Annotated in this window: 21 protein-coding genes and 2 tRNA genes; 7 read left to right on the top strand and 16 right to left on the bottom strand. The window is 63.6% G+C overall.

Annotated features, from left to right (window positions below):
• Positions 1-24: 24 nt before the first annotated feature.
• Both ACUJ47_RS02475 and ACUJ47_RS02470 read left to right on the top strand, forming a co-directional pair.
• On the top strand, positions 25-813 hold the full coding sequence (locus tag ACUJ47_RS02475; RefSeq protein WP_445536882.1) for an NAD kinase: 789 nt from the start codon (positions 25-27) through the stop codon (positions 811-813).
• Between the two features lie 60 nt (positions 814-873).
• A tRNA-Asn gene (locus tag ACUJ47_RS02470) sits at positions 874-948 on the top strand.
• Between the two features lie 19 nt (positions 949-967).
• On the opposite strand, the gene ACUJ47_RS02465 is transcribed toward ACUJ47_RS02470, so the two are convergent.
• The 3 genes from ACUJ47_RS02465 to ACUJ47_RS02455 form a co-directional block, all read right to left on the bottom strand.
• Positions 968-1,723, bottom strand: a complete 756-nt coding sequence (locus ACUJ47_RS02465) for a sulfite exporter TauE/SafE family protein (protein WP_445536881.1) — start codon at positions 1,721-1,723, stop codon at positions 968-970.
• 37 nt (positions 1,724-1,760) lie between these two features.
• Positions 1,761-4,508, bottom strand: a complete 2,748-nt coding sequence (gene secA / locus ACUJ47_RS02460) for a preprotein translocase subunit SecA (RefSeq protein WP_445536880.1) — start codon at positions 4,506-4,508, stop codon at positions 1,761-1,763.
• A gap of 96 nt (positions 4,509-4,604) precedes the next feature.
• Positions 4,605-4,877, bottom strand: a complete 273-nt coding sequence (locus ACUJ47_RS02455) for a hypothetical protein (protein WP_445536879.1) — start codon at positions 4,875-4,877, stop codon at positions 4,605-4,607.
• Between the two features lie 85 nt (positions 4,878-4,962).
• Here ACUJ47_RS02455 and argJ point away from each other — a divergent pair, with 85 nt between their 5' ends.
• Positions 4,963-6,189: a bifunctional glutamate N-acetyltransferase/amino-acid acetyltransferase ArgJ gene (argJ, locus tag ACUJ47_RS02450; protein ID WP_445536878.1), complete on the top strand. Its 1,227-nt coding sequence runs from the start codon at positions 4,963-4,965 to the stop codon at positions 6,187-6,189.
• Here the strand turns inward: argJ and ACUJ47_RS02445 are convergent, their stop codons facing one another.
• Positions 6,190-6,561: a hypothetical protein gene (locus ACUJ47_RS02445; RefSeq protein ID WP_445536877.1), complete on the bottom strand. Its 372-nt coding sequence runs from the start codon at positions 6,559-6,561 to the stop codon at positions 6,190-6,192.
• A gap of 132 nt (positions 6,562-6,693) precedes the next feature.
• Between ACUJ47_RS02445 and ACUJ47_RS02440 the strand changes: the two genes are divergently transcribed.
• Positions 6,694-7,494 carry an inositol monophosphatase family protein gene (locus ACUJ47_RS02440; protein ID WP_445536876.1) on the top strand — a complete coding sequence of 267 codons (801 nt, stop codon included), beginning with the start codon at positions 6,694-6,696 and terminating at the stop codon, positions 7,492-7,494.
• 3 nt (positions 7,495-7,497) lie between these two features.
• Here ACUJ47_RS02440 and trxA read toward each other — a convergent pair whose 3' ends face one another.
• The 8 genes from trxA to ahcY form a co-directional block, all read right to left on the bottom strand.
• A complete protein-coding gene (gene trxA / locus ACUJ47_RS02435) occupies positions 7,498-7,818 on the bottom strand; it encodes a thioredoxin (RefSeq protein ID WP_445536875.1) in 321 nt (106 codons plus the stop codon).
• 50 nt (positions 7,819-7,868) lie between these two features.
• A complete protein-coding gene (addA, locus tag ACUJ47_RS02430) occupies positions 7,869-11,378 on the bottom strand; it encodes a double-strand break repair helicase AddA (protein WP_445536874.1) in 3,510 nt (1,169 codons plus the stop codon).
• A complete protein-coding gene (gene addB, locus ACUJ47_RS02425) occupies positions 11,375-14,395 on the bottom strand; it encodes a double-strand break repair protein AddB (RefSeq protein WP_445536873.1) in 3,021 nt (1,006 codons plus the stop codon). The genes addA and addB overlap by 4 nt, the downstream gene beginning before the upstream one ends.
• Positions 14,388-15,104: a nucleotidyltransferase family protein gene (locus ACUJ47_RS02420; RefSeq protein ID WP_445536872.1), complete on the bottom strand. Its 717-nt coding sequence runs from the start codon at positions 15,102-15,104 to the stop codon at positions 14,388-14,390. The genes addB and ACUJ47_RS02420 overlap by 8 nt, the downstream gene beginning before the upstream one ends.
• On the bottom strand, positions 15,101-16,087 hold the full coding sequence (locus tag ACUJ47_RS02415) for an aminoglycoside phosphotransferase family protein (RefSeq protein WP_445536871.1): 987 nt from the start codon (positions 16,085-16,087) through the stop codon (positions 15,101-15,103). Before ACUJ47_RS02415 ends, ACUJ47_RS02420 begins: the two co-directional genes overlap by 4 nt.
• Positions 16,084-16,527 carry a tRNA (adenosine(37)-N6)-threonylcarbamoyltransferase complex ATPase subunit type 1 TsaE gene (gene tsaE / locus ACUJ47_RS02410; RefSeq protein ID WP_445536870.1) on the bottom strand — a complete coding sequence of 148 codons (444 nt, stop codon included), beginning with the start codon at positions 16,525-16,527 and terminating at the stop codon, positions 16,084-16,086. The genes ACUJ47_RS02415 and tsaE overlap by 4 nt, the downstream gene beginning before the upstream one ends.
• Positions 16,524-18,866, bottom strand: a complete 2,343-nt coding sequence (locus ACUJ47_RS02405; protein WP_445536869.1) for a PAS-domain containing protein — start codon at positions 18,864-18,866, stop codon at positions 16,524-16,526. Before ACUJ47_RS02405 ends, tsaE begins: the two co-directional genes overlap by 4 nt.
• A 104-nt stretch (positions 18,867-18,970) precedes the next feature.
• Positions 18,971-20,383, bottom strand: coding sequence for an adenosylhomocysteinase (gene ahcY, locus ACUJ47_RS02400; protein WP_445536868.1), 1,413 nt, complete (start codon positions 20,381-20,383; stop codon positions 18,971-18,973).
• Positions 20,384-20,569: 186 nt separating this feature from the next.
• On the opposite strand from ahcY, the gene ACUJ47_RS02395 reads away from it, so the two are divergent.
• Entirely contained in the window at positions 20,570-21,049 is a 480-nt protein-coding gene (locus tag ACUJ47_RS02395; RefSeq protein ID WP_445536867.1) for a peroxiredoxin, read from the top strand.
• 137 nt (positions 21,050-21,186) lie between these two features.
• Here the strand turns inward: ACUJ47_RS02395 and ACUJ47_RS02390 are convergent, their stop codons facing one another.
• On the bottom strand, positions 21,187-22,026 hold the full coding sequence (locus ACUJ47_RS02390; RefSeq protein WP_445536866.1) for a hypothetical protein: 840 nt from the start codon (positions 22,024-22,026) through the stop codon (positions 21,187-21,189).
• Positions 22,027-22,199: 173 nt separating this feature from the next.
• Here ACUJ47_RS02390 and ACUJ47_RS02385 point away from each other — a divergent pair, with 173 nt between their 5' ends.
• Positions 22,200-24,038: a GMC family oxidoreductase gene (locus ACUJ47_RS02385; protein ID WP_445536865.1), complete on the top strand. Its 1,839-nt coding sequence runs from the start codon at positions 22,200-22,202 to the stop codon at positions 24,036-24,038.
• An 11-nt stretch (positions 24,039-24,049) separates the two neighbouring features.
• On the opposite strand, the gene folE is transcribed toward ACUJ47_RS02385, so the two are convergent.
• Positions 24,050-24,661 carry a GTP cyclohydrolase I FolE gene (folE, locus tag ACUJ47_RS02380; RefSeq protein WP_445536864.1) on the bottom strand — a complete coding sequence of 204 codons (612 nt, stop codon included), beginning with the start codon at positions 24,659-24,661 and terminating at the stop codon, positions 24,050-24,052.
• A gap of 149 nt (positions 24,662-24,810) precedes the next feature.
• Here folE and ACUJ47_RS02375 point away from each other — a divergent pair, with 149 nt between their 5' ends.
• Positions 24,811-25,209 (top strand): metallopeptidase family protein, encoded by a 399-nt coding sequence (locus ACUJ47_RS02375; RefSeq protein ID WP_445536863.1) that lies wholly within the window; start codon positions 24,811-24,813, stop codon positions 25,207-25,209.
• A gap of 228 nt (positions 25,210-25,437) precedes the next feature.
• On the opposite strand, the gene ACUJ47_RS02370 is transcribed toward ACUJ47_RS02375, so the two are convergent.
• Together ACUJ47_RS02370 and ACUJ47_RS02365 are read right to left on the bottom strand one after the other, a co-directional pair.
• A tRNA-Arg gene (locus ACUJ47_RS02370) sits at positions 25,438-25,514 on the bottom strand.
• Positions 25,515-25,561: 47 nt separating this feature from the next.
• Positions 25,562-25,984: an NUDIX domain-containing protein gene (locus ACUJ47_RS02365; RefSeq protein ID WP_445536862.1), complete on the bottom strand. Its 423-nt coding sequence runs from the start codon at positions 25,982-25,984 to the stop codon at positions 25,562-25,564.
• Positions 25,985-26,018: the final 34 nt, after the last annotated feature.

Raw genomic sequence — 26,018 nt, 5'->3', positions numbered from 1 at the left:
GCGAACCGGCGGAAAGGGCAAAAATTGGCCAAATCGCATGATTTCCAGCGCGTTGCCCTGATCGCATCCGATACGGAGCGCGCGCAGGCAGCCTATGCCGACATGCAAAGCGCGCACGATTGGGTGCCGCTGGCCGAAGCCGATGCAGTGGTCGTTTTGGGCGGCGACGGCTTCATGCTCCAGACGCTGCATGCCATGCTCGATTCAGGACGGGTCATCCCGGCCTACGGCCTCAACCTCGGCACGGTCGGCTTCCTGATGAACCGCTATCGCGCGGGCAGTGATATTGCGAAGCGGCTTTCACGCGCGCGCGAGATCGCGATCGCGCCGCTGTGCATGGACGCGCTGACGCAGGACAGGCAACACCATCGCTTCTACGCGATCAACGAGGTCTCGCTCCTGCGTGAAACGCGCCAGACGGCCAAGATCGAAGTCACCGTGGATGAAAAGGTCCGGATTGCGGAGCTGGTGTGCGACGGTGTGCTCGTGTCGACCCCGGCAGGCTCGACCGCCTACAACCTTTCGGCCAATGGCCCGATCCTGCCGCTCGATTCTCAACTGCTCGCCCTCACCCCGATCAGTGCCTTTCGCCCGCGGCGCTGGCGCGGTGCGATCCTGCCCGATCGCAGCACCATTAAGCTGACGGTGCGCGAACCGCACAAGCGGCCCGTTTCGGTAGTTGCCGACCAGAAGGAAGTGCGCGACATCGCCGAAGTTTCGCTCGCAATCGCGCGCGAATGCGAACTCAGCCTGCTGTTCGATCCGGGCCATGCGCTGGACGAGCGCATCGTTGCCGAACAATTCGTCGTTTAGCCCTCTTGCCAAACGATTCCGTCGCCCATATAGGCGCACCCCTGCCTGCGAAGAGGCTGCTCCCCGATAGCTCAGCGGTAGAGTAGGTGACTGTTAATCACTTGGTCGTTGGTTCGAATCCAACTCGGGGAGCCACTTCGCGACAGGGCAGGATCTAGGCGCCGAAGAGCAGCCTCCCCCCCACCCAGATGACCAGCGCCGCTGTCAGCCAGCGGATAACCCTTTGCGGCAAGTATCGCAGCGCCATGAAGCCGCCGATCTGCCCGCCGATCGCCACTGCGACAAGCAATGCCAGCCCACCATAGAGCGCGCCGCCGAGCAGCTGCGGTCCATTCTTGAGCAATTGCCCCGACAGGCCGAACAGCGAGTTGACCAGGATGAAGAAGCTGGCAGTCGCCGCGATGGCGCGCGCATTGTTCCAGCGAGTAAGGTGCAGCAGCGGCGCGAGGAATATCCCTCCCCCGATCCCCACCAGCCCGGCCAGATATCCCAGCGGTGCGGCAGCCAGCGGCGCATACCGAGCCAGCCTGTGGGGCTCGGATTCGGTCTCGGCTGACACCGGCAAAAGCATTGTTAGGCCGGTCAGCAGCAAGCTCGTGCCCAGCAGCATGAGGAATGCCTCGCGCCCGATCGGAGTTAGCCCGCCCAGCAATGCTGCAGGTGCCGCCAGTGCCGTCAGGAGCAGCGCCCCGCGCCATGGCGTTACCTGCGCCCGCGCAAAGCGAACGCTGCTGCCCGCCACAACCACGATGTTGCACGCCAGCGCCAGCACCGGCAGCAGCCGGTAATCCATTCCAGAAAGCGCCAGCAGCGCGGCATAGGTCGAGCCGCCGCCGAAGCCCACCGCCGAATAGAGCAGCGCGGTGACGAAGAAAGCCGCGATGATCCCGATCGGGACGAGGCCGGTCATGCTGCCGACCACGAACCCGCAGGCTCTATCGCCTCAGTCAGCCTGCCGCCCCGTGGCAATGCTTGTACTTGTTGCCCGAACCGCATGGGCACGGCGCATTGCGGCTGATTTCGAGCCCTTCGAAAGGATTCTCGGGATTCGTCCCGCCCGGCCCGAAGGCAGCGCGCGGGCTGCCTGCCAGCGAACCGAACAGTTCCGGGCGCTCTGCCGAACCGTCCATATCGTTCGAATCGTCGAGGCCGGTGAAGGGATCGATATGGCCGGTGAGGAAATCGGGCAAGTCCGGCAGCGATTGCGGCTGCGGCGGCTGGATCCGAAGCTCGGCTTTGACGAGGATCTTGGTCACATCCTCGCGCAAGGTATCGAGCATCGTCTCGAACAGGCCAAAGGCTTCCTGCTTGTATTCGTTGATCGGCTGCTTCTGCGCGATCCCGCGCATCCAGATCACCTGGCGCAGCGCATCGAGCGTGGCGAGGTGTTCCTTCCAGTGATAGTCGAGCCGTTCCAGCAACACCGACTTTTCGACCTGTCGCCAGATCTCGTGGTCTGCCGCACCGATCTTCTGCTCCATGACTTCGTCGGCCATGGCGGCGATGCGTTCTTCAAGGATTTCAGGCTCGACCTGATCCTCTTCGAGCCAGGAATCGATTGGCGGAGTGAGGCCGAATACCTCTTCGACCTTCTCCTTGAGACCGACGATGTCCCACTGCTCCGGATATGATCCCGGCGGGCAGGCTTCGCCGACCAGCGCATTCACCGTGTCGCGGCGCATGTCGAGCACGACGTCGTCGACGCGCTCGGCTTCCATGATCTCGCCGCGCTGCTCGTAGATAACCTTGCGCTGGTCGTTCATCACATCGTCGTATTGGACGACTTGCTTGCGCACTTCGTAATTGCGCGCTTCGACCTTCTTTTGCGCGGTCTCGATCGCCTTCGACAGCCATTTCGATCCGATCGCTTCGCCATCGGCAAGGTTCGAATTCATCATCTTGGCGAACAGAGTGTCGGGGCCGAAAATGCGCAGCAAATCGTCCTCAAGGCACAGGTAGAAGCGCGAAAGGCCGGGGTCGCCCTGGCGGCCCGAACGGCCGCGCAGCTGGTTGTCGATGCGGCGGCTTTCGTGGCGTTCCGTGCCGAGCACGAACAGCCCGCCCGCTTCGAGCACCTTCCTTTTTTCCGCTGCGACCTCTTCACGGATGCGTTGCTCGGCAGCATCGCGCTCAGGCCCTTCGGCCATGTCGCCCAATTCGTCCTGGAAGCGGAATTCGACATTGCCGCCCAGCTGGATGTCCGTGCCGCGGCCCGCCATGTTGGTGGCGATGGTCACCGCGCCGAGACGACCGGCCTGCGCCACGATGTGGGCTTCCTGTTCGTGGAAGCGGGCGTTGAGCACGGCGTGCTTGACGCCTTCCTTGTCGAGGAACTGGCTGAGCAGCTCGGACTTCTCGATCGAGACGGTGCCCACCAGCACCGGCTGGCCGATAACGTTCTTCTCCTTGATCGCCTTTGCAATCGCGCCGAACTTGTCGAGCGTGTTCTTGTAGAACTCGTCTTCCTCGTCGATGCGCTGGACCGGAACGTTGGTGGGAATCTCCACCACGTTCATCTTGTAAATGTCCCAGAACTCGGCCGCTTCGGTTGCAGCTGTGCCGGTCATGCCCGACAGCTTGGGGTACATGCGGAAATAGTTCTGGAACGTGATCGAAGCCATCGTCTGGTTCTCGGGCTCGATCTTGACGCCTTCCTTGGCTTCCACCGCCTGGTGCAGGCCGTTCGACCAGCGGCGGCCATCCATCATGCGCCCCGTGAACTCGTCGATGATGACGACCTTCTCGTCCTTCACGATGTAGTCCGTGTCGCGCTTGAACATGATGTTCGCCTTGAGCGCCTGGTCGAGGTGGTGGACCACCTGCGTATTCTCGATGTCGTAGAGGTTTTCGGTCGCAAGCAGCCCCTTGGCGAGGAGCAGCTTCTCGATCTCGTCGGTGCCTTCCTCGGTCAGCTGGATGTTGCGGGTCTTCTCGTCCTTCTCGTACCACTCTTCCGGAACGCCCTTCACCACTTCGTCGAGCGCGACATAGAGGTCGCTCTTGTCCTCGGTCGGGCCGGAAATGATCAGCGGCGTGCGCGCTTCGTCGATCAGGATCGAGTCGACTTCGTCGACGATCGCGAAATTGAAGGGGCGCTGCACCATCTGGTCGCGCGAATGCTTCATATTGTCGCGCAGGTAATCGAAGCCGAGCTCGTTATTGGTGGCATAGGTGATGTCGGAATTATAGGCCTCGCGCCGCTGGAACTCGCCGAGGTTGGGCACGATCACGCCCACGCTCAGGCCCAGCCAATTGTGCAGCTGCCCCATCCATTCTGCGTCGCGACGAGCAAGGTAGTCGTTCACCGTCACGACATGCACGCCCTTGCCTTCAACCGCGTTGAGATAGGTCGCGAGCGTCGCCACCAGCGTCTTGCCCTCGCCCGTCTTCATTTCCGAAATTTCACCGCGGTGGAGCACGATGCCGCCGATCAGCTGCACGTCGAAATGGCGCATTCTGAGCACTCGAACCGAGGCCTCTCGTACCGTGGCGAATGCTTCGGGCAGGATATCGTCGAGCGTAGCGCCCGCTTCGAGCTGGCGACGGAACTTGTCGGTCTGGGCCTTCAGCTCGTCATCCGAAAGCGCCTGCATTTGCGGCTCGAGCGCATTGATCTGGTTGACGATTTTGCCGAGCGACTTGACGTAACGATCGTTGGAAGAGCCGAACAGCGATTTGGCAATGGTCTGAAACATGGGAGCGGTCCTGACGGGACTTGAATTGTAAGAGATGCAGCCGCGCGCATCTGGCGCCGGCTGCCGAAACTGCAATGGTCGATGGAAAGTGGCGCGCTATTCGTGCGCGCGGTCGATCCCGTAGAGCACAGGCGGACGCACCACACGCTTGGTGCGCTTGGCCGGCTTTTCATCCTTGGACGGATCTTCCGCACGGCTGCCAGCTTCTTCATGGCTGCAATTGCGGCGCTCCTCGGCACTGTCGTCAGCCGATTCCGCGCTAACGCCGATCTCGCAATTAAGCGCCTCGACAATCGAGGCATTGGCCGGCGTATTGACGGCGACAAGGCCGGTCAGAAGCGCAAGGCAGGCGAGAAAGCGACGAAGCATGACCCGCTAAATACGCATTCTTGTTTCGCTCGTCCACCTCTCAAGGCGGATTTACTGTGCGGCACAGTCGGGCTAGCGCGGGCGCATGGAACTCGACGCTTCGCCACTGGCCCTTCCTTTCCCCGATATGCCCCCGATTCCGGGGGTGACCTTGCGTGTCGCATTGGCGCGCTACAAGAACTGGGACCGGGCCGATCTCACCTATGCCGAACTGGCAGAGGGCACGGCGGTTGCGGGGGTATTTACCCAGAGCGCCTGCGCTTCGAGCGAAGTCGAACTGGGCCGTGAACAGGTTAAGCAGGGGCGTGCGCGCGCGTTGATCGTCAATGCGGGCAATTCCAACGCCTTCACCGGCTATCGCGGGCGCGAAGCGGTTGACCAGATCACTGCGCAGGTCGCCGATCACCTGGGGTGCGCGACGGATCAGGTGTTCGTCTCCTCGACCGGCGTCATCGGCGTTCCGCTGCCCAAGGACAAGGCACGCGCCGGTGTCGCAGCCGCGCTCGTTGCCGAGCCTTGCAATTGGGAAGATGCCGCGCGGGCGATCGGCACCACCGACACTTTCGCCAAAGGAGCCCATGCCAGCGCGATGCTGGGCGACACCCGCGTGGAACTGGTCGGCATCATCAAGGGTTCGGGCATGATTGCCCCCGACATGGCGACTATGCTCGGTTACATCTTCACCGATGCAGCAATCGAGCCGGGATTCCTTCAGGAACTCCTCACTCAGGCAAACCGGCAGACATTTTCCTGCATCACGGTCGACGGCGATACGTCGACCAGCGATACAGTTCTCGCCTTCGCAACCGGCGCGGCGGGCAATACTCCCCTCGCGTCATTCGACGATCCCGGCGCCGACGCCTTTGCCGCAGCGCTGACCGACCTGTGCCGCCAGCTTGCACAGCTCGTCGTTCGTGATGGCGAAGGCGCGAGCAAGTTCATCGCCATCCGGGTAAGCGGCGCCGTTTCCGAGGAGAGCGCGCACCGCATCGCTCTCAGTGTCGCCAATTCACCCTTGGTCAAAACAGCGATCGCGGGCGAAGACGCCAATTGGGGCCGGGTCGTCATGGCGGTCGGCAAGGCGGGCGAACCCGCCGATCGCGACAGGCTTTCGATCGCATTCGGCGGCATCTGGACGGCGAAGAACGGCCTGCCGGTCGAAGGCTATGACGAAGCGCCGGTGGCCGCCCATCTGAAAGGCAAGGAGATCGATATTTCGGTCGAGCTAGGCCTGGGCGATGGCAGTGCCACCGTCTGGACCTGCGATCTCACCCACGGCTACATCTCGATCAACGCGGACTACCGCTCCTGATCACTCGAGCGCGGCAGCGAGAAGCCGACGGCAATTGCTGCCATCGCAGCCCGGCACGCTTTTATAGTCTGCCGTATCATACGCGATGACCAGCGGCTTCCTTGTTTGCTTTGCCGCAATCGCCAGAGCGATCACATTGTCGACTTTTCGAGAATCTTCGGAAAGAGTCATGGCGAAATAATAGATCGCCTGAGTGTTTGCCTGACCTTCGATCGGCACGCATTTGATGTGAATGCGATTTTCCATCACTCCGACCTGGTCGACATCGCAAGAGCGTGCCTGGCGCGCAGCTTCGGCACTGGTCGTACCGAAAAACGCAGCGACGCAAAAAGCGGCCGCCATCGCCATCAGGCGCATCGGTTGAATCGTCATCTTGTACCTCCCCAAATTGCCACCCAGGACAATTTCTCCTTGCCGGCCAGATGCGTCAAGCTTGATAATCGGGAAAGACAAGGCCAGCGAAGTATCTGAACATGACAGATCACCAAACCACCTGGGCGGCTGATGAATAATTCTAAACACCGGGAAATTCACGATCTGATGGCTTTGGTCAGCCAGCGAGTGATCCTGCCTCGGTTCCAGAACCTCAAGACCGGCGAGATCGCCGAGAAGGCGGCAGACGATCTGGTCACTGTCGTCGACCACGAGGCGGAGGCCATGCTCGCCGAAGGCCTTGCGCGGATCGACGGTTCTATCGCTATCGTCGGCGAGGAAGCTGCGCATGACGATCCGGCGATCCTGCGCCATTTGTCCGCCGATTGCTGGATCGTCGACCCGATCGACGGGACGCACAATTTCGCGCACGGAAAACCGCCCTTCGGGATCATCATCGCACAGGCTAGTGGCGGCGTGTGCCATGCGGGCTGGATCTACGATTGCCTGTCGGGCCGCTTCTGCCATGCGCAACGCGGCAATGGCGCATTTGTCGATGGAGAACCCGTCGCTGCGCAAACCACCGGGGAAGACCCGCCCGTCGCGGCAATCTCACGGCTTTTCCTCAATGAGGAGCAGCGCGCAATGGTCGATGCCAGGCTTGCACCGTTTTACCGGCTGGTCGACATTCCACGCTGCGCTGCCGAGCAATATCCGCGGCTAGCGCTGGGCCAGAATGATGTTTCGAGCTTCCAGCGCACGCTGGCATGGGACCATGCCGCGGGCGTGCTCTGGCTGAACGAGGCTGGCGGCAAGGCGGCGCGGTTCGACGGCAGCGCCTATCGCGTCGACGAGGAGGACAAGCCGGGCCTGATAGGTGCATCGAGCCCGGCGCTGTGGGATCAATTCGCCGAGCGGGCGCTCGGCCTTTGATTTTCAGAGTTCGCCTTCGAGCCAGGCCTTGAGCGCGCTCTTGGGGCGAGCGCCGGTCAGGCTCGCTGCGGGCTGGCCATCCTTGAACAGGACGAGGAACGGAATTCCCTGCACGCCCAGTTTCCCGGGCACGTCGGGATTTTCCATAATGTCCATCTTGGCGATCGTGACCTGGCCAGCCAGTTCGTCGCTGATTTCTTCCAGCGCGGGCGCAATCATCTTGCACGGGCCGCACCAGTCGGCCCAGAAATCGACGAGAACGGGTTTATCGGCGTCGAGCACATCGCTCTTGAAGCTTGCATCGGTCACATTGACGGTGGCCATGGGGAATCTCCTGATTTTTGCGTTAGCCCATAACTAGGATTTTTTCCGCATCACTCAATGGGCGCGGCCGGAAAGCTTTCCTGCGCGGATTGGAAGGCGATTTTATACCGCTGCACAAGCTCTTGCGGCAGTTCGAAAATTTGCGGCGTCTGGGTGTAGAGAACGCCGGCGCGCACCGCGCGGCCGGGATAGATCGCCTCCAGCGCCGCGACATAGGCCGCCATCTGGCGGAGCGTCGTTTCCGGAATATCCTCCAGCCGCGCGGGCGGGCGACGGGCGGTCTTGAAATCGACCACCGTCACGCTTTCATCCCGCACCAGCAATCGGTCGGCGGTCCCGGCCACGACCTGCCCACCGACAATCGCCGCGAGCGGCACTTCGGCCATTGAGCCTGAAGTGAAGACCTCCGCAAAATCGGGATGTCCGAGCACGGCGAACACGTGTTCGAGTATGTCGGCCCGTGCGGCATCATCCAGATCGGCTGCCTGCCGCGCAAGCCAACGCGCTGCGCGCGCTGCGCGCTCGCCCTCAGGCACATCGGGCAGGCGTTCGAGCAGGCTGTGGATCAGCACGCCCCTGCGGGCGGCCTCGCGCGCAACTTCGGGCGGGAGCGGCGGGTCGCTACCCTGCTCCTCACCGGCAGAGGAAGGCGCGAGCGGGCGCGGCGGGCGTGGCTCCGGTCCGATCGGGCGCCGCAGCCAGCTTGGCTCATCGAACCCGCCCGAAGCCACTTCGACATCGCTGGCCCGAACCGGCAATTCGGCCCGCTCACCCCATTCGAAACGTCCGCCCCACAAATCATCCGCCAGCGCCTCACCGCCAAACAGGGCGGCCAGGCGTGCATACCAGCTGTCGGCATGCGGGGTCTTGTCTCTTGGACTCAGCGATCCGCCGATGAACAACGCTTCCTCCGCGCGGGTCATCGCGACATAGAGCAGCCGCCAATGCTCCTGCAGTTCGGCCATTTCCGCTGCCGATTGGGCTTCAGCGATCCGGCCTGCGCGCTGTTCCTTCGTCAGGCCCGGCAATGGCACGCGCGGCGTTCCCGCGTCATCTTCTCCCGGCAGGTCTTCGGCCAGTTCGAGGTCTCGCGCGCGGCCCGGCTGGCTGGTGGCATCGGCGAGGATGACGATCGGCGCCTGCAACCCCTTCGATCCGTGGACCGTCATCACGCGCACCAGATCGGGCGCGTCATCCGGATCGCGCTTGAGCATCCCCTCGCCCGCATCGAACCACTGGATAAAGCCCGTCAGGCTGGGCGTGTGCACACCCTCATAGGCGAAGGCGGCATTGAGCAGCTCGTCGATCGGGTCATTCGCCTCGCGGCCCAGTCGCGAAACCAGCTTCGCGCGTGCCTGCCACGGGCCGACCAGCAGCCACTGCAGCAAAGCCTGCGGCGTCTCGAAATCGGCCAATGCCAGCAGTTCGCCCAGCCGGGCGACCGTGGCAGAGACATAGGGATCGCCATGTTCGCGCAAATGGTGCCACAGCCTCTTGCCCTCCTCGCGCGGGATATGCGCAAGCAGATCATCCTGCGTCCAGCCGACCAGCGGCGATGACAGCAAATTCGCCAGCTCGAGATCGTCGAGCGGCTGCGCTGCAAAACGTAGCGCAGACATCAGGTCTTTCACCGCCAGCGGCTCGCCCAGTCGCAAGCGGTCGACCCCGGCAACCGGCACCCCGCGCGCATGGAGCCGCGCGACAATAAGCCCAGCAAGTTCCTTTCGGCTGCGCACCAGCACCATGATATCGCCGGGTCGCGCGATCCGGTGGCTATCCTTGACGAGGGCGAAGGCCTCCTCGTCCACCTGCGTCCAGCGGGCGACCTGTTCGGCGATCCGGTCAGCCATCAACCGGTCATGCTTGGCAAGCCAGTTCTCCTTGCCTTCGGCATCTTCACCATCGCCACCATTCGCGGCCCCGCGCTCGTCACGCACCGGGTTCCACAGAGTGACGAGGCCAGGGCGCTCTTGCCCTTCATGCCTGCGATATTCCTCCTGCAAGCCAAGCGCAGAGGGGCCGATCGCCTCGACCGCGCAGTCGACGAATTCGAGCACCGGCGCGCCGGTGCGGAAGGACTGGCCTAGGTCGAGTTCTGCCAGCTCGCTTTGCCGAATGCGTACCCGCGCCTCTGCCGCATTCTGCGCGGCGGCCCCGATCGCGGCCTTAACCCTGTCGCGCGCCGCGCGGAAATTGTCGGGGCTCGTGCCCTGGAAGCCGAAGATCGCCTGCTTGTAGTCCCCAACGGTGAAGATCGTGCGGATCTTGTCTCCCGCTGCACCTTCGCCCGAGAAGAAATCGTCGATCAGCGCATCGATGATGCGCCATTGCGCTTCATTGGTGTCCTGCGCTTCATCGACGAGGATGTGGTCGAAGCGCCGGTCGAGCTTGAAGCGAATCCAGTCGGCTGCGGCCTGTTCCTTCAACAGCGATGCCGCCCGTTCGATCAGATCGTCGAAATCAAGCAGCCCTTCGCGCGCCTTGGCCTCATCCCAGCGCAGCGCAAAGGCACGCCCAAGTTCGAGCGCGGGAGCAAGGAATTCAGCGAGTTCGAGCAGGGTCCGGAATTCGCGGACGAGCCGAATGTTCTCCTGAGCCTTGCCCACATAAGTGCCATATTCCGGATCACGCTTGAGAATGTTGCTTAGCTGTTTCGGCGCGTCGGTCGTCTTCGTGAACAGGCCAGCGTAGAGTGCGTCGATGGTGCGTGCGCGTTCCAGTGGAGCGAGCGCAAGCCAGGCATCGATTGCGGCACTCCCTTCGCGACCCGTGCCGGTGTCCCATGCAGCCAGAGTCTGCTTGCAGCGTAGCAGGCTCATTGTATCGAACGTATCGTTGTCGCACATCTCCGCGACATGGGTTTCGCTTGCATCGCTCGGAATGCCGAGCAGGCGGCGTACCCGCGGCGCCATTGGCGGTTGCCAGCCACCACTCCGGCGCCACAGCTCGATCGATTTGGCGCAGCGCATTAACCAGCCTTGCAGGGCATCGACGCCCTTGGTGCGGCTGAATTGAGCGACCGTATCGAGAATGCCGGCATCGTTCAGCCGCTCAGCCTCCACCAGCATGTCGCCCAGCACATCGCGGGCCAGCAATTGCCGCTCGCGATCCTCCATCGGTCGCATGCCCGGAACCAATCCGGCCTCGCTTGGGAAATTCGCCAGCAGCCATTGCGAGAAGGCATGGATCGTATCGATCCGCAGCCCGCCGCCGGGGCAATCGAGCACGCTGGCAAACAAAGTGCGTGCTCGCGTTCTTGTGGCCGGATCGTTGGACGCGCCAAGGTATCCCAGCTCTTTCCCCAAGGTCGTCTCATCGATCCGCACCCAGCGCGCCAGCACCGAATTGATCCGCACTGCCATCTCGGCCGCGCCCGCTTTGGTGAAGGTGAGGCACAGGATCTGCGACGGGTCGACCTGCGGTTCGAGCAGCAGCCGCAGCACGCGGGCGGAAAGCACCTGCGTCTTGCCGGTGCCCGCCGAAGCCGAGAGCCACACGCTCAGACCGGGATCGGCAGCCTTGCGCTGGTTGTCTTTGAGCGGATGAACCTTGCCGCTCATGCCTCGTCCTCGCTTTCGCCTTCATCCGCGAGCCTGATCTGCCATTCGGCAAGGCGCATCAGCTGGTCATAGTCGTTGTAGCCCGGGTAATCCGGGTTGAGCTTAGCGGTGAAGGGATGATCTCCCTTGATGTATTGCGCGATCGCCTTGTGCAGGAATCGTTGGTGGGTCGGAAGGAATTCCTCTGGCAAAAGGCCGCTCTTCTTGTTCCCGACCTTCATCGGCACGTCAGTGTAGCCGAATTCGCCATCCTTCCGCTTGGCCAGCGACCAGTATTCGAACCCGTTCGCTTGACCTGACAGCCCCTCGAAGTCTCCCTCACGCGCGATCAGGCCCAAAGTGCCCAGCTGCAGGGCGTATCCCGCCTCTACCTGCGCGGCCGAGGGCGGGTGTCCCGTCTTGTAGTCGACGATCGCCAGCGTTCCATCGGCTAGCCGGTCGATCCGATCCGCCCGGCCATAGACCCGCACGCCATCGAACTTCATTTCGCCCTTGCACTCGATCGCAACGATCTCGCGATCAGGCTGCTCGTTGATAGTGCGGGCCACCCATTCCAGCCCCTCGTCCAATCGCGGGCGCCACAGCCCGCGCAGCAGCGGATGGATGTTCGCTTCGCCCAGCACTTCGCTGGCGACCGCCAGGATCGGCACCTTCGTCCCGTCCAGCCGCAGCTTGTGCCAGCGGCGCAGCACTTCATGCGCCAGCGTGCCCTGCCACGCGAAATCGCACGCGGGATCGGCGTCGAGCGGGTCCAGTCCCGAAAGGCGCAAGATTTCCTGCGCATAGAACTGGTACGGATCGCCCAGCAGCCGATCGAGGCCGGTCACCTTGATCGGCACATCGCGCAACTCCGCCGAAGGTTTCGGCTGAGGGCGCGGATAGGGAACAGTTGGCGGAGCGAACCGATCTAGCCGCGCCGCCAATGCGGGGATGCGGGTTTCCCGGTGATCTTCCGCCCGTTCGCCCAGCAGCGCTTCGATCCGCAGCAGGAAGCGCGAAGGGATCGTCGGCCCGTCCATATCTCGTATCGCCCGGGTCAGGAGCGCTTCGGGCGCTCCAAGCGCGCTGGCCAGGTCATGCGCGGCGAGCCCGATGCGGAATTCCGGCCCCGGCATGCCGAGCGCGCGCAGGATCGCCGGGGCCAGCAGCGGATCGGGCGATGGCGCCTGCGGCCACGTGCCTTCGTTGAGCCCGCCGCAGATCACCAAATCGGCGCGTGTCATGCGCGATTCGAGCAGGCCGTAGATCGCGATACGCGGATGGCCACCATAGGGCGGACGCACTGCCACCTGGTCCATCGCATCGCGCAGCGCCGCGTGCAGTTCGCCCGGAGCGATACCGGCCCCGGCTTCGCGCGCATGCAGGCGGAATTCCTCAATAAGGCGTGCCAGCGCGCGCCCGTCTTCCTGCGTCCAGAGATCCTCGCCAGCCAGCACCTCACCCAGCTGCGCCAGCGCGTCGAGCGAGCCAGCCAGCGAAATTTCTCCTTCGCTACCGGCCAGCGACACCAGCGGATCGAGCAATTGCTCGACTTCTTCCCACCAAACCTCGACTCCGGCCCTGCGCGCGACATTGCGCAATGGCTCCATGCCAGGTGACGGGCGCGGGCCGCGCAACCGCCGTTCAAACGCCCGAAGCGCCTCAAGCCACGCACGTCGCCTATCCCCTCGCCGCACCAGCGGATGGCCGAGCGCCGCCACCAGCGCCACAGGGGCAAGCCCTTCCGACACCAGTTCTGCAAGCTCCAGCAAAAGCCGCCCTGCAGGCGTGAGCGAAAGCGGGCGACCGGCTGTGTCATCGGCGACGATATTCCAGCGCGCCAAGTGCTGCACCACGCGCCGCGCCAATGCGCGATCGGGCGTTACCAAAGCTACGCGCCGTTCGGGCACTTCGATCGCCTCGCGCATGGCCAGCGCGATCGCCTGCGCCTCCTCCTCGCTGGTCGCGCATGTCAGCAGGCGCACACCCGAAAGTCGCCGTTTGTCTGCGCTGAGGTCGACCCAGGCCTTGCTCGCTTCGGGAGGAAGGAACAGCGATGAAATCGCGTGGCTGCGCTCAGGCGGCGCAGCCCCCAATCCCTTACGGTGCCAGGGGCGAACTTCACCGCGAGCGACGCCCATGCGGTTCAACAACAGCTTGAGATGATATTGCGGATGGGTCGCCGCTTCACCTGTCGTGAAGGGCAAGGTGCCGGGCTCGGGCGCTTGCCCTGCCCGCCCAAGTTCCTGCCACGCGGCATCGTCGAGCGCCAGATCGAGATCGGGCAGGATGACGGCACCCTGCAGCAGTTCCGCAACCACTCGCAGCAATCGCGCAAGCGCGGGCGCCGCGCTGGTTATGCCTGCGGCAACGATCGGCGTTGCGGGTGGAGTTTCGCGCCAATGCCGTGCAGCGCGTTCGAACAGCATGTTGCGGCGGGTCGCCAGATCGACCTCGCCACGCTCTGCCAGCCGTGCCCGCCACAATTGCTGGACGATCGCGAACAGCTTGGTGCTGCTCAGCCAATGCTCGGCAAGGTTCTGGCTTTCGCCAAGCACAGCTTCGCTCAGAAAATCTTCCGGCTCGACGCCTTCGGCCAGGAGCCGGTCCATCGTGCCACCAAGCTCGCGTGCCAACCTCAATAGTGCCGCGTTGCCGGGGATCGCTTTGCCTTCACGCTCCATCGCAAGCCGCAACATTGCGGCCAGTTCGAACCAGCGACGCGTGGGGTCCGCCGCCGGAGGAATGTCCTCTGCGCCCAGCGGGTCGAGCAGGCTCCCCAGCGCCTCGTCGAGCTCGACATCGCCCACCATGACCATGCGCGGCATCAACAGCCCTGCCGCCCCGGTTTCCCCGGCATGGCGGATGAATGCTTCGCTCACGCTGCGCGCCGCACGGCTTGACGGCAGCAGCAGCGTCAGCCGCGCCAATCCCAAGCCGGGCTCGGAATATCGCGGGACGAGCCCGGCAACCAGCGCATCGGCGAAGCCGCGGTGTGCCGCGATCGAATATATCTCGGGAAGCGTCGCCTCAGCCACGCCGCAACGCAGCTTCCGTCGGCGCAATCGCGTCCGGCGTGCCGACTTCGAACCATTGGCCGGTGAAAGAAAGGCCGTAGAGGCGACCTTCCTCGATCGCCCGGTTCCACAGGAGATTGGTGGAGAATGGGCCATCCGGCGCATCGCGCAACAGGCGATGCGAAACCAGCTGGATGCCGGTGAAAATGAACGGAGCGATGCGACCCTGCTGCCGACGGCGGAGGCGCCCCAGCGCATCCATATGGAAATCGCCCTGCCCGGCGAAATTCATCGCGCGGGCATGTGGGACAAGCAGCAGCAGGGCGTCCATCTGCGAGGGATCCCACCGCGCGGAAAGATCGTGAAACGCGCTGCGCGGCCCCTCCAGCCAGATATTGTCGGCATTGAGCGAAAAGAACGGATCGGGCAGCTGCGGCAGCGCCTTGAGCATGCCGCCGCCGGTTTCCAGCAACTGCTTGCGCTCGTCCGAGATAGTGATCGCAGGCATTTTGCGCGCGCGCAAATGGGCTTCGAGCGCATCGGCCAGATAGTGGACATTGACCACCGCCTTCGCCACCCCGGCTTCGGCAAGGCGGTTCAGCGCGTAGTCGATCAGCGGCTTGCCCGCGACGCGCACCAGCGGCTTGGGCTGGCTGGCGGTAAGCGGGCGCATCCGCTTGCCCAGCCCGGCGGCCAGCACCATTGCGGTGTCGCTCGCCAGTTCGCTCATGCGATCGTACCCCCGCCGCTGTGGCGCAAGTCGTCCGGGATATTGGCGTCGAACCAGCGGGCCACGGGCCCGAGCGCGGGATGCGCCAGATCCCGTTCGAGCAGGGCCCATACTCGCGGAATAAGCTCCAGATAGCGCGGCTTGCCGTCGCGCTTGTAGAGGCGAGTAAAGATACCAACGATCTTGGCATTCCGCTGCGCGCCCAGCCGCGCATAGTCCGCCTCGAACTCGGCATCGGGATTGGCTGCTGCGATATAGCGATCGAGCATCGCACGCTCGAGCTCTGGCGCCACATCTCGCCGCGCATCCTGCAGCAGAGAAACCAGATCGTAGGCCGGGTGACCCACCAGCGCGTCCTGAAAGTCGATCAGGCCTTGCGGCGCGCCGTCACGCGGATCGCCCAGAAGCATGATGTTCTCGGCATGATAATCGCGCAGGACCGTCACACCAGGCTGCTGGCGCGCCAGCAACGGAGCGAGAACTTCCTCCCATGCCGAGCGGTATCCGTCCTGATCGACGGCGAGGCCCTGCGCCGGGCAATACCATTCGGTGAACAGGCCGGTCTCACGCTGGTATGCCGCCATGTCATAGGGTGCGAACGGCCCGGCCGGCTGCCTGTGCAGCGCCACCAGCGCTTCGACCGCGCCTTCATAGGCGGCGGTTTCACCCGCGGGATTTTCATCGAGCCAGTCGCGCATCCGGTCGGTGCCGAAATCCTCCAGCAGCACCCAGCCTGCAGCTGCATCGGCCGCATAGATCTGCGGCGCACGCGCGCCATGCGCGGTGAGGTATTCGGCAACGTCGAGGAACGGTTGCGGGTCTTCATGCGGCGGTGGAGCATGCATCAGCATCGCACCGCGCGCGCCGTCGCGAATGCGGAAATAGCGCCGGAACGAGGCATCGCCGGGAATCGCGTCGATCTGCGCCCCGCCCCAACCCGCCTCAGCGAGAAATTCTTCCAGTCCTTCAGGCCATTCGCTCATGGCATGCGCCCTACCCAATCGCCCCCCGGCTGCACAATCGCGCGGCGGCCCTGACCCACAATTTCGAGCTCCAGCGAAAGGCATCCCGGCTCATGCGCGAAACCGCCCGCCCTTGCCGGCCATTCGGCGATCAGCGCGGCGTCCTCGCGGTAATCCTCGAGCCCGAGTTCGCGCAGTTCCGCAGGATCCTCCAGCCGGTAGAAGTCCGCATGAACCATCGGCAGGCGCAGCGGCGGCGCATCATAGGTTTCGATGATAGTGAAAGTGGGCGACGGCACTTCGCCCGCATGGCCCAGCGCATGCAATATTGCGCGCGCGAGCGTGGTCTTGCCTGCGCCAAGATCCCCCTCCAGCGCCACGACGTCGCCCGGCCTCAGCCGAGCGGCAATCCGCGTGCCGAGCGCTTCCATCGCTGCGAGGTCTGGCAATTCCTCGGTCACGGCAGCCGGATCATCGCGGTTGTGCCCACGCCTTTGCGGCTTTCCAGCGTCAGCGTTCCGCCATGCGCTTCGACCAGCTGGCGAGCGAGCGGAATGCCGAGCCCCTGTCGCCGCTCGACCTTGCCATCGGGCGTCACCCGCAATCCTTCGCTCAAGCGCCCCAATTCCTGCTTGGTCATGCCGGGGCCATTGTCCGACACCACGATCCGCGCGCCTTCGCTGGTGCGGGCAATGTCGATCAGGATCTTGCCGCCCTTGCCGGTTGCCGCGATCGAATTGTCGACCAGATGGCCGATCGCGCGCGCCAATTGCCTTTTGTCGGCTTCGATAGCGCCTCCCGGATTGCCCCGGAGATCGACCGTCAGCCCGGCATCCTTGATCGCCTTCTCCCGCTCGCGCACGATCTCGGTAACGAAAGAAAGCAGCTCAAGGCGCTGCTTCGAAATCGGCAACAGGCCTGCTTCGCTCTGCGACAGGTCGAGCACATTCTCCACCTGCTCTGTCAGCCGCGCGACCGATTCGAGGATCGCCTCGACATAGTCCTTCAACTGGTCGCTCACCGGCCCGGCGGCCCCGCTCTGGATCAATTCGGCAAAGCCGCCGATCGACGTGAGCGGGGTGCGGAACTCATACGACATGTTGGCGAGGAAGCGCGCTTTCACGGCATCAGCCTCTTCCAGCGCCTGGTTTCGTTCGCGCAGCGCCGTTTCGGCCATTTGCGAATCGGTGATGTCGAGCACTGTCAGCAAGCCGTTTCCATCGGGCAGCGGCACCCCGGCGAATTCAAGCGTGCGGCCATCCGCAAGGTCGACCCGCCCGCCCTTCTCGCGCCGGTCGAGCGTGGCTGCGCGCACGATGTCGCCAATCGCCTTGGCTTGCCCGGGCTTGGCAAGGTTCGGCGCGATTGCCGCGAGCAATTCGTCAGCCGATGGGTGGTTGTCGAGCAATTCGGGTTCAAGGCCCCAGGTTCCGGCGAAGCTGCGGTTCCACACCTGCAGCGATCCGTCGGGCGCGAACACCGCAAGCGCTTCGAACAGGCTGTCGAGCATGGCGGTGCGCGTGCGCAGCAGCGTGTCGCGCGTTGCGGAAAGCGCGAGTTGCTCGGTGCGGTCCTCTGCGAAGACCACCAGTCCGCCGTCGGGCATAGGCTGGGCCACCATGCGAAGGTGCATCCCACCGGGCAGCGGCCAGGCTTCCTCTCGCGCTTCGCTCGCGCCGAACCATTCCAGATGTTCGCGACGCCAGGCCGGGAAATCGCGGACTTCAGGCGTCCGCCGCTTCTCCCGCGCATCGCTCAGGAAACGGTCGAATTGAACCCCATCACCAACGATTCCAAACGGCAAGTCGAACAGCCGCAGGAATGGCTGGTTGGCGAAAACCAGCCTCTGCGCCGCATCGAATTGCGCCACGCCCACCGAAAGCTGGTCGAGCATCGCGCGCTGCGCCTGCCTGAAAGCCCGCAATTCGCGCGCCTGCTGCTCGATCTCCTCAATGTCGATCGCATAGCCGGCGATACCTTCCTCGCCGATCGGCAGGTCGCTGACGCGCAAGAGGCGGCGCTCGCCATGGATCGTGGCCGGGACTGTCCGTTCGGATGCCGCGCCATGCTCTGCAACTTCGCGCGCGATATCGCCAGCAGCGCGGCCTTTTTCGGGCTCGAGCAACTCGATTTGGCGGGTTACGACCGCTTCTGCATCATCGGCGCCGACAGCTTCAACATAGGCACGGTTGACCAGCCGCAGGCGAGCGTCGCGCCCGCGGAACCACATCGGAATCGGGGCAGCCTCGATCAGACCGACCAGCGCAGTGAAATCGCCTTGTGCCTGCGCAGCTTCCCCACGCAGTCGCGCGAGTTCGCCTTCGCTTTCTGTAAAATCGAAGATCCACACCAGTGCCGCGCCGCCTGGCGCAACCCGCGGGTCGGCCAGAGTGCCTCGGAAGGCAAAGCTGCGGCCCGAACCGGGCAGGCTGAAGGACAGTCGAAACGGAGCTGCAGTCTTCTGGGTGCGGCGGACCGCATCGGAAAGCTGCGCCAGCTGGCTCGATGTGATGCCGAAGCCATCGTCGCCGCTTGCCAGTTCGGTAAGGAACTCTGGTACCTTGTCGAGCCCCAGCCACCCTGCCAGCCGCTCATGCGCCTCGATCCGCCCATCGCTGCGCACCAGCATCGGGATCGCCGGGGCTTCCTCCAGCATTCCGTTGACGCGCGCCAGCGACCGCCGAAGCGCGTCGTGCCGGTGCGATCGCCGGTTGGCGCGGATCATCATAATGGCGGCAGCGACCGTCCAGGCCGCCAGCACCAGGCCGATCAACGCCAAGGCAATGGGTGAAAGCTCCATACTGTCCAGCTATGCGCGCGGACGCCCGGATGCAACGCCCCTGAAAGCGAAAAGCCCCCGCAAAGCGAGGGCTTTCCATTTATCAGCGACGAACCGCTGGCTGCTCAGTATCGATAATGGTCGGGCTTGAACGGCCCTTCCATCGGCACGCCGATATAGGAAGCCTGCTTCTGGCTCAGCTTGGTGAGCGTAACGCCCAGCTTTTCGAGGTGCAGCGCCGCGACCTTCTCGTCGAGATGCTTGGGCAGCACATAGACCTGGTTGTCGTATTCGTCGGACTTGGTGAACAGCTCGATCTGCGCCAGCGTCTGGTTGGTGAAGCTGCTGCTCATCACGAAGCTGGGGTGACCGGTGGCGCAGCCCAAATTCACCAGGCGGCCCTTGGCGAGCACCAGGATCGACTTGCCATCCGGGAAGGTGACCAGGTCGGTGCCCGGCTTGATTTCCTTCCACTGGTAATTGTCGAGCGCCGAAATCTGGATCTCGCTGTCGAAGTGGCCGATGTTGCACACGATCGCCATGTTCTTCATCGACTTCATGTGCTCGCCGGTGATCACGTCTTCATTGCCGGTGGCGGTCACGAAGATGTCGGCGCGCTTCGCCGCATCGTCCATCGAAACAACTTCATAGCCGTCCATCGCCGCCTGCAGCGCACAGATCGGATCGATTTCAGTCACCATCACGCGGGCGCCGCCGTCGCGCAGCGAAGCGGCCGAGCCCTTGCCCACGTCGCCATAGCCCGCGACGCAGGCAACCTTGCCCGCCAGCATGACGTCAGTGGCGCGGCGGATCGCGTCGACCAGCGATTCCTTGCAGCCATAGAGGTTGTCGAACTTCGACTTGGTCACGCTGTCGTTAACGTTGATCGCGGGGAACGGCAGCTTGCCCTGCTTGGCGATCTGGTAGAGCCGCATCACGCCGGTGGTGGTCTCTTCCGATACGCCCTTGATGTTCTTGACCGACTTGGTGAGGTAGCCGGGCTTGGCCTTGACGAAGGCATTGAGCGCGCGCTGGAATTCGATTTCCTCGGCATTGGCCGGATCGGGCATGGTTTCGCCCGCTTCGATCCGTGCGCCCCACAGCGCAAACATGGTTGCGTCGCCGCCATCGTCGAGGATCATGTTGGCGGTCAAATCCGCATCGCTCTCGCTCGCCCAGTCGAAGATCTTGCCGACATAGTCCCAATATTCGGCCAGCGTTTCGCCCTTCACGGCGAACACCGGGATGCCGCGCGCGGCGATCGCCGCGGCGGCATGGTCCTGCGTCGAGAAGATGTTGCAGGTGGCCCAGCGCACTTCGGCGCCAAGCGCTACCAGCGTCTCGATCAGCACAGCAGTCTGGATTGTCATGTGGAGCGAGCCGGTGATGCGCGCGCCCTTGAGCGGCTGCGACGCGCCATATTCCTCGCGCAGCGCCATCAGGCCCGGCATTTCGGTTTCGGCGATCGAAATTTCATCGCGGCCGTATTCGGCGAGCGAGATATCCTTGATGATGTAATCCTGGGCTGCGTTGGCCACGAACAAGCTCCTGAAAAGGCAATGCGCGCCAGTGTGGACGCACGGGGAATTGCGTGTGGGAGCCTCTAGCGACTGCCCTCGCGCGAAGCAAATATAAAAGAATCTTTATATGCTCCATTATTGCGGAGCGCCGCCAAGCCTCTATATCGGGCGCACACAGACGGGATCACGAAAGGATATTACGCGATGACGATTTCGGTTGGTGACAAGCTTCCTGATGTCAAACTGGTCAAGGCGACCGAAAACGGCCCCGAACAGGTCAGCTCGGCGGAATATTTCGCCGGCAAGAAGGTGGCGCTGTTCTCGGTGCCGGGTGCCTTCACCCCCACCTGCTCGGCCCGGCACCTGCCCGGCTATGTCGAGAAGGCGGCCGAACTGAAAGCCAAGGGAGTCGACGAGATCGTCGCCACCGCGGTCAATGACGCCTTCGTGATGGGCGCCTGGAACAAGGCTGCCGGCAGCGACGACATCACCATGCTCGCCGACGGCAACGGCGCTTTCGCCGAAGCGGTTGGCCTGACCATGGACGGCTCGGGTTTCGGCATGGGCAAGCGTGGCCAGCGCTACTCGATGGTGGTCGAAGACGGCGTGGTGAAGGAACTCAACGTCGAAGCGCCGGGCGATTTTTCGGTTTCGAGCGCGGAGCACATGCTGGGCCAGCTCTGACGGCGTCTATCCCGAGTCGCAGCGTGACCATGCGGCCTTGGTTGATGAAACGCGGATACGGGGTGCCTTCAATGAAGGCGCCCCGTTTCTATTTGGGCGATCGACGGTTCAGTGAGCCTGATTGCTGACCCTGCACATCAGGCCTGCGCCGCTTCAGGCGCTCCTCCCCCCTTGGCGCCCGAACCGGCTGCTCCGCCCGCATTCCACCCGTGCCAGATGATCGCGACGCTCGCGACGAAGGTCGCCACAATCAGCCATGGCTCGGAAAGCAGCGAGAAGCGGCTGAACAGCCAGTGGAAGCTTTCGACCCGGCCCAGCGTTTCGAAGCCAAGGCCCTGCGCAGCGATGAACCCTGCGGCCACCAAGAACGGGCGGCCATGTTTCGGCGCGAGGCGGTAGAGGTAGATCGCGATCACGAAGGCGGCGATATTGCCGACCCCCATCGCATAGGAAAAGCGATAGGCGGTTTCGGGCGTGTCCGACGAGAAGCCCGGCACATGCTGTTCGAGCAGGCGGAAAACGATCGGCGCGACCAGGAACAGCGTGGTCGCGACCATGTAACGCGCGTGGAGCTGAACGTTGCGGCGCGCCTTCAGCCCGCCATAGAACAGCACCGCAAAGCCGATATTCGCCAGCGGATCGAAAGTGCCGAACTGCCCGAGCGAGAAATTCTCCGGATCGTGAAGGCCAGCCGCCAGAGTTACCGTTTCGGCATAGATCGCCATCACCCCGCCGACGAGGAAGAGCGGGAACGCCACGAAGCTCGCCAGCCCCACCGTCTTGTGGAACGCGCGCTTGCCATTATGAATCGACCAGCTTTGCACGATTACCAGAACCGCCCACAGCAGAGCCCCCGCGGCATGAACGTGCCATGCGGACTTCCCCGCCGGCAAATTGGACAGATAGCCCGGCCAGAAAGCCCAGAGCGTGAGCCCCAGCATCACAATCAGGTAACGGTGCGCATTGGCGAGCGGCATGGCAATTCTCCCCCCACGAGAATCGACCCGGAAAGCTGTGTGCACGCGGCCCGCGCCAAACTCAATGGGCCGAGCTTATGTTGCCCCCGTCGCTTGCCTTTACCCTTGATGACATTGCCCTTTTTTGCGCCTAGCATGCCGCCGGTGTCGCATCCTGGGAGAGGAGTGGCAAAATGCCGGAGGGGCAATTCGACTTCATAATTGTCGGCGGCGGTTCGGCTGGCGCCGTGATTGCCTCGCGCCTGAGCGAGGACCCGTCATGCATGGTCGCGCTGGTCGAGGCAGGCGGCCACCCGCCCGAGCGCGAGCGGATCCCGATGGCGACAGCCACGCTGCAATGCGATCCCGAAATCGACTGGATGTATCGCGCCAATCCGGGCAAGGCCGGGCGCGGCTTGAAGGACGGGCGGATGTTCCTTCCCCGCGGCAAGATGCTCGGCGGCTCTTCGGGCATGAACTACATGGCCTATGTGCGCGGCCACCCCGGCGATTTCGACAAGTGGGAAAGCCTTGGCGCAGACGGCTGGTCGTATGATCGTGTGCTGCCCTATTTCAAGAAGAGCGAGCGCTTCAACGCCACCAATGCCGTCAGCATCGACCCCGAATCGCACAGTGGCGACGGGCCGCTGGGCGTGTCGGTGCGGTCGCCTGTGCTGCCGCCTTCGCTGCAGTTCATTAGCGCCGCCGTGGCAAGTGGCATTCCCGAAGGCGACTACAACGGCGCCGATCGCCGCAATCCTGCAGGCGTGGTTTCGCTGTTCCACACCACCACGGAGAAGGGCCAGCGTTCGAGCACCTATCACGCTTTCCTCGAAGGCACGCCCGAAGCGCGCGACAATTTGACCATCGTGACCAAGGCCCATGTGACGCGCGTGCTGCTCGACGGAGAAGGCGACACTCTGCGCGCGTCCGGCATCGAATATGAGGATAGCGCGGGCACGCGGCACCGGATTCACGGTGCGAAGGAAGTGATCCTGAGCGCCGGTGCGATCGGATCGCCGCACATACTGCTGCTGTCGGGCATCGGCCCCCGCCGCGAACTCGAATTTGCCGAAATCGAATGCCGGCTCGATTCGCCGCATGTCGGCAAGCACCTCAAGGACCACCTGCTGCTGGGAATGATCTTCGATGCGCCTGGCGTCGGCATCCCGCTGGGACAGGCCGGGCTTTCGCTCGGCCCCGATGCGCTGCGCGGCCCCGGCGGGCCCTTGCCGGCGGAGCCCGCCGAGGACGCAAACCTGCCAGACGAGCTCAAGGCGCTGAAGGCCGAAGCGGAGCGGCAATTGGCCGAATATCTCGAAAGCGGCAGCGGCTATGCCTCGTCCTCGCTCTACGATGCGGGGCTGTGGTGCCAGTCGGGCCTTGGCGACGAGCACAGCCACGATATCCAGATCGGCTTCGTCCCGACCGCCTATGGCGAGGATTTCTTCGGCGACCTGTGCAACCTCGACGTGGCAAGCCAGTATGAAGATCATAATGTCGCACTCGACCCGATGGCTCCGCGCGTCACCTTCGTCGCAAATCCCGTGCTCCAGCGCAGCGAGGGAGAAATCACGATCAGGAGCGCCGACCCGCACGAGCATCCGCAGATCGACCTCAATTATTACGGCGATCCGCACGATCTGAAGCAGATGGTGGCGGCGATGCGCCTATGCCTGAAGCTGGCGCAGAACTGGCCTGAGCCGGGCATCGGGGACTGGTTCGCGCCGCCCGACCTGGCGAAGAAGCACGGATATCGTCCCGGCGAGGAGCCGAGCGACGCCTTCCTCGAAAACGTCGCGCTCCATTATACCAATACGATCTATCACCAGTGCTGCTCCTGCCGGATCGGCGACGTAGTCGATCCAAGGCTTCGCGTGCTTGGTGTGGATGGCCTGCGGGTGGCGGACGCCAGCGTGATGCCCGATCATGTCAGCGCCAACACTAATGCCGCCTGCATCATGATCGGCGAGAAAGCCGCCGAAATGATCGCCAGCGACAATGGCGTGCGGCTGGCGAATTTCGTGGGTTAGGCCAGCGGGCCTCAGCCGTATCCCATCAGGCCGAGCACTTCCTTGCGGCTGCGCGGGTCGTCAAGGAAGCAGCCTAGCAGCCTGCTGGTGATCATGCTGACGCCGGGCGTGCGGACACCGCGCCCGGTCATGCAGCCATGTTCGGCCTCGATCACCACAGCCACGCCGTGCGGCTCAAGATTGTCCCAGATGCACTTCGCAACCTCGGCAGTGAGACGTTCCTGAATCTGCAAGCGGCGGGCATAGCCGTGCAGCACGCGCGCCAGCTTGGAAATGCCGACCACCCGGTCGCGCGGCATATAGGCGATCGCGGCCTTGCCGGTGATCGGCGCGAGGTGGTGTTCGCAATGGCTCTGGAACGGGATGTCCTTGAGCATCACCAGCTCGTCATAGCCGCCCACTTCCTCGAACTGGCGCGACAGGTGGATCGCCGGATCCTCCGCATAGCCCTGGCAATATTCCAGCCATGCCCGCCCCACGCGCTTGGGCGTGTCGAGCAGTCCTTCGCGCGCAGGATCGTCGCCCGCCCAGGTAATTAGGGTACGAATCGCGTCCTGCACATGCTCGGGCACGTCGGGCTTGCCGAGCGGATTTTCCTCGTCGTGGTCGTGCTGACAGCTCATGCTGGCTTCCTGCTGCTGTTGTCGGTGCGTGCCTTCCTGCGGCGCCCCTCCCCTTTGCGGAAAAAGCGGCGCTTGGCAAATGGGTGGGCGCGCTGCCGGTCCCAAGCCCCGCTTGCCCTGCGCGCGGCCACTCCCATATTGAAGCAGCGATGCGCGAACATCTTGGTCCATCCCCTGAAGAATTCGAACGGCTCGCGCGCCATGCGCTCGACACCATGCCCGACCAGTTCCGCACCGAGCTGACCGGCGTGGTGCTGAAGATCGAGGAGTTCGCCAGCCGCGAACAGCTCGATTCGGTCGGGATCGGCAGCCGATGGGAGCTGAGCGGGCTCTATGAAGGGCGCCCGCTGACCGAAAAGACCATCTGGGAATCGGGCGGAATGCCGCCGGCGATCAGCCTGTTCCGCCAGCCGCTGCTCGCGGAAATGTACGAAACCGGCGTGGGCCTGGCCGAACTGGTGCATCACGTGGTGGTGCACGAGGCAGGCCATCACTTCGGATTTTCCGACGACGACATGCACGCAATCGAGGATTTCGAGGACGATTGAAGTGCGGCGATTGGCCGTCCTAACACAAGAGGCCACCCCTCTGACGAGGGATGGCCTTTTCAAGTGCGCTCAAGCAGCGAAGCGTTAGTGCAGGAAATCACAGCACAAGGAACGATTGTCCTCGCCCTGGCGGGCTCGTTCGTCTCGGCTTCGCCTCGACTCCGAAGTCCGAATTTTCCAAGGGTACAACACAAAAGGCCACCCCTCTGACGAGGGATGGCCTTTTGATGGCGCACCCGGAACGATTCGAACGTCCGACCCCCAGATTCGTAGTCTGGTGCTCTATCCAGCTGAGCTACGGGTGCGCGCTAGGGGGCGCCACATAAGGGGGCTTGGCGCGCTTGGCAATCCCCTATCGGGCATCTTGCGCAAAGAGATTGCGTGCCAGCGCAACATCGAGCGGCGGCTTCTCCAACACGAGCACCTCGGGTGGCGTGAACCAGCCGATTTCCTCACCTTCCAGCGCATGCGGATCGTCGCGCCACTCGCGCAATATGTAAAGCAGTATGACAATCGGCGGAGCGCCCGATTCGCCTGCTCCCTGCGCGAAGCCGGCAGGCTCGAAGGCGGCCGGGTCGGCGACGATGCCGAGTTCCTCTTCAAGCTCTCTCGCGAGCGCTTCCGCGGGGGATTCAGCGATTTCGACCTTGCCGCCGGGGAATTCCCACAGCCCGCCGTGATGCTTGTGCAGCGGCCTGCGGTGCATCAACCAGCGCCCCTGCGCATCCTGCAGCGCCGCAGCCACCACCGGCATCCATGTCGGAATATTTTCCACTCGAAGCGTCCCCATCAACCTTTTCTTAACGGGT

This window comes from Altererythrobacter sp. Z27 (assembly GCF_052683155.1).
The sequence above is the reverse complement of the archived record's forward strand: the minus strand, read 5'-3'. Positions and strand labels throughout refer to the sequence as shown.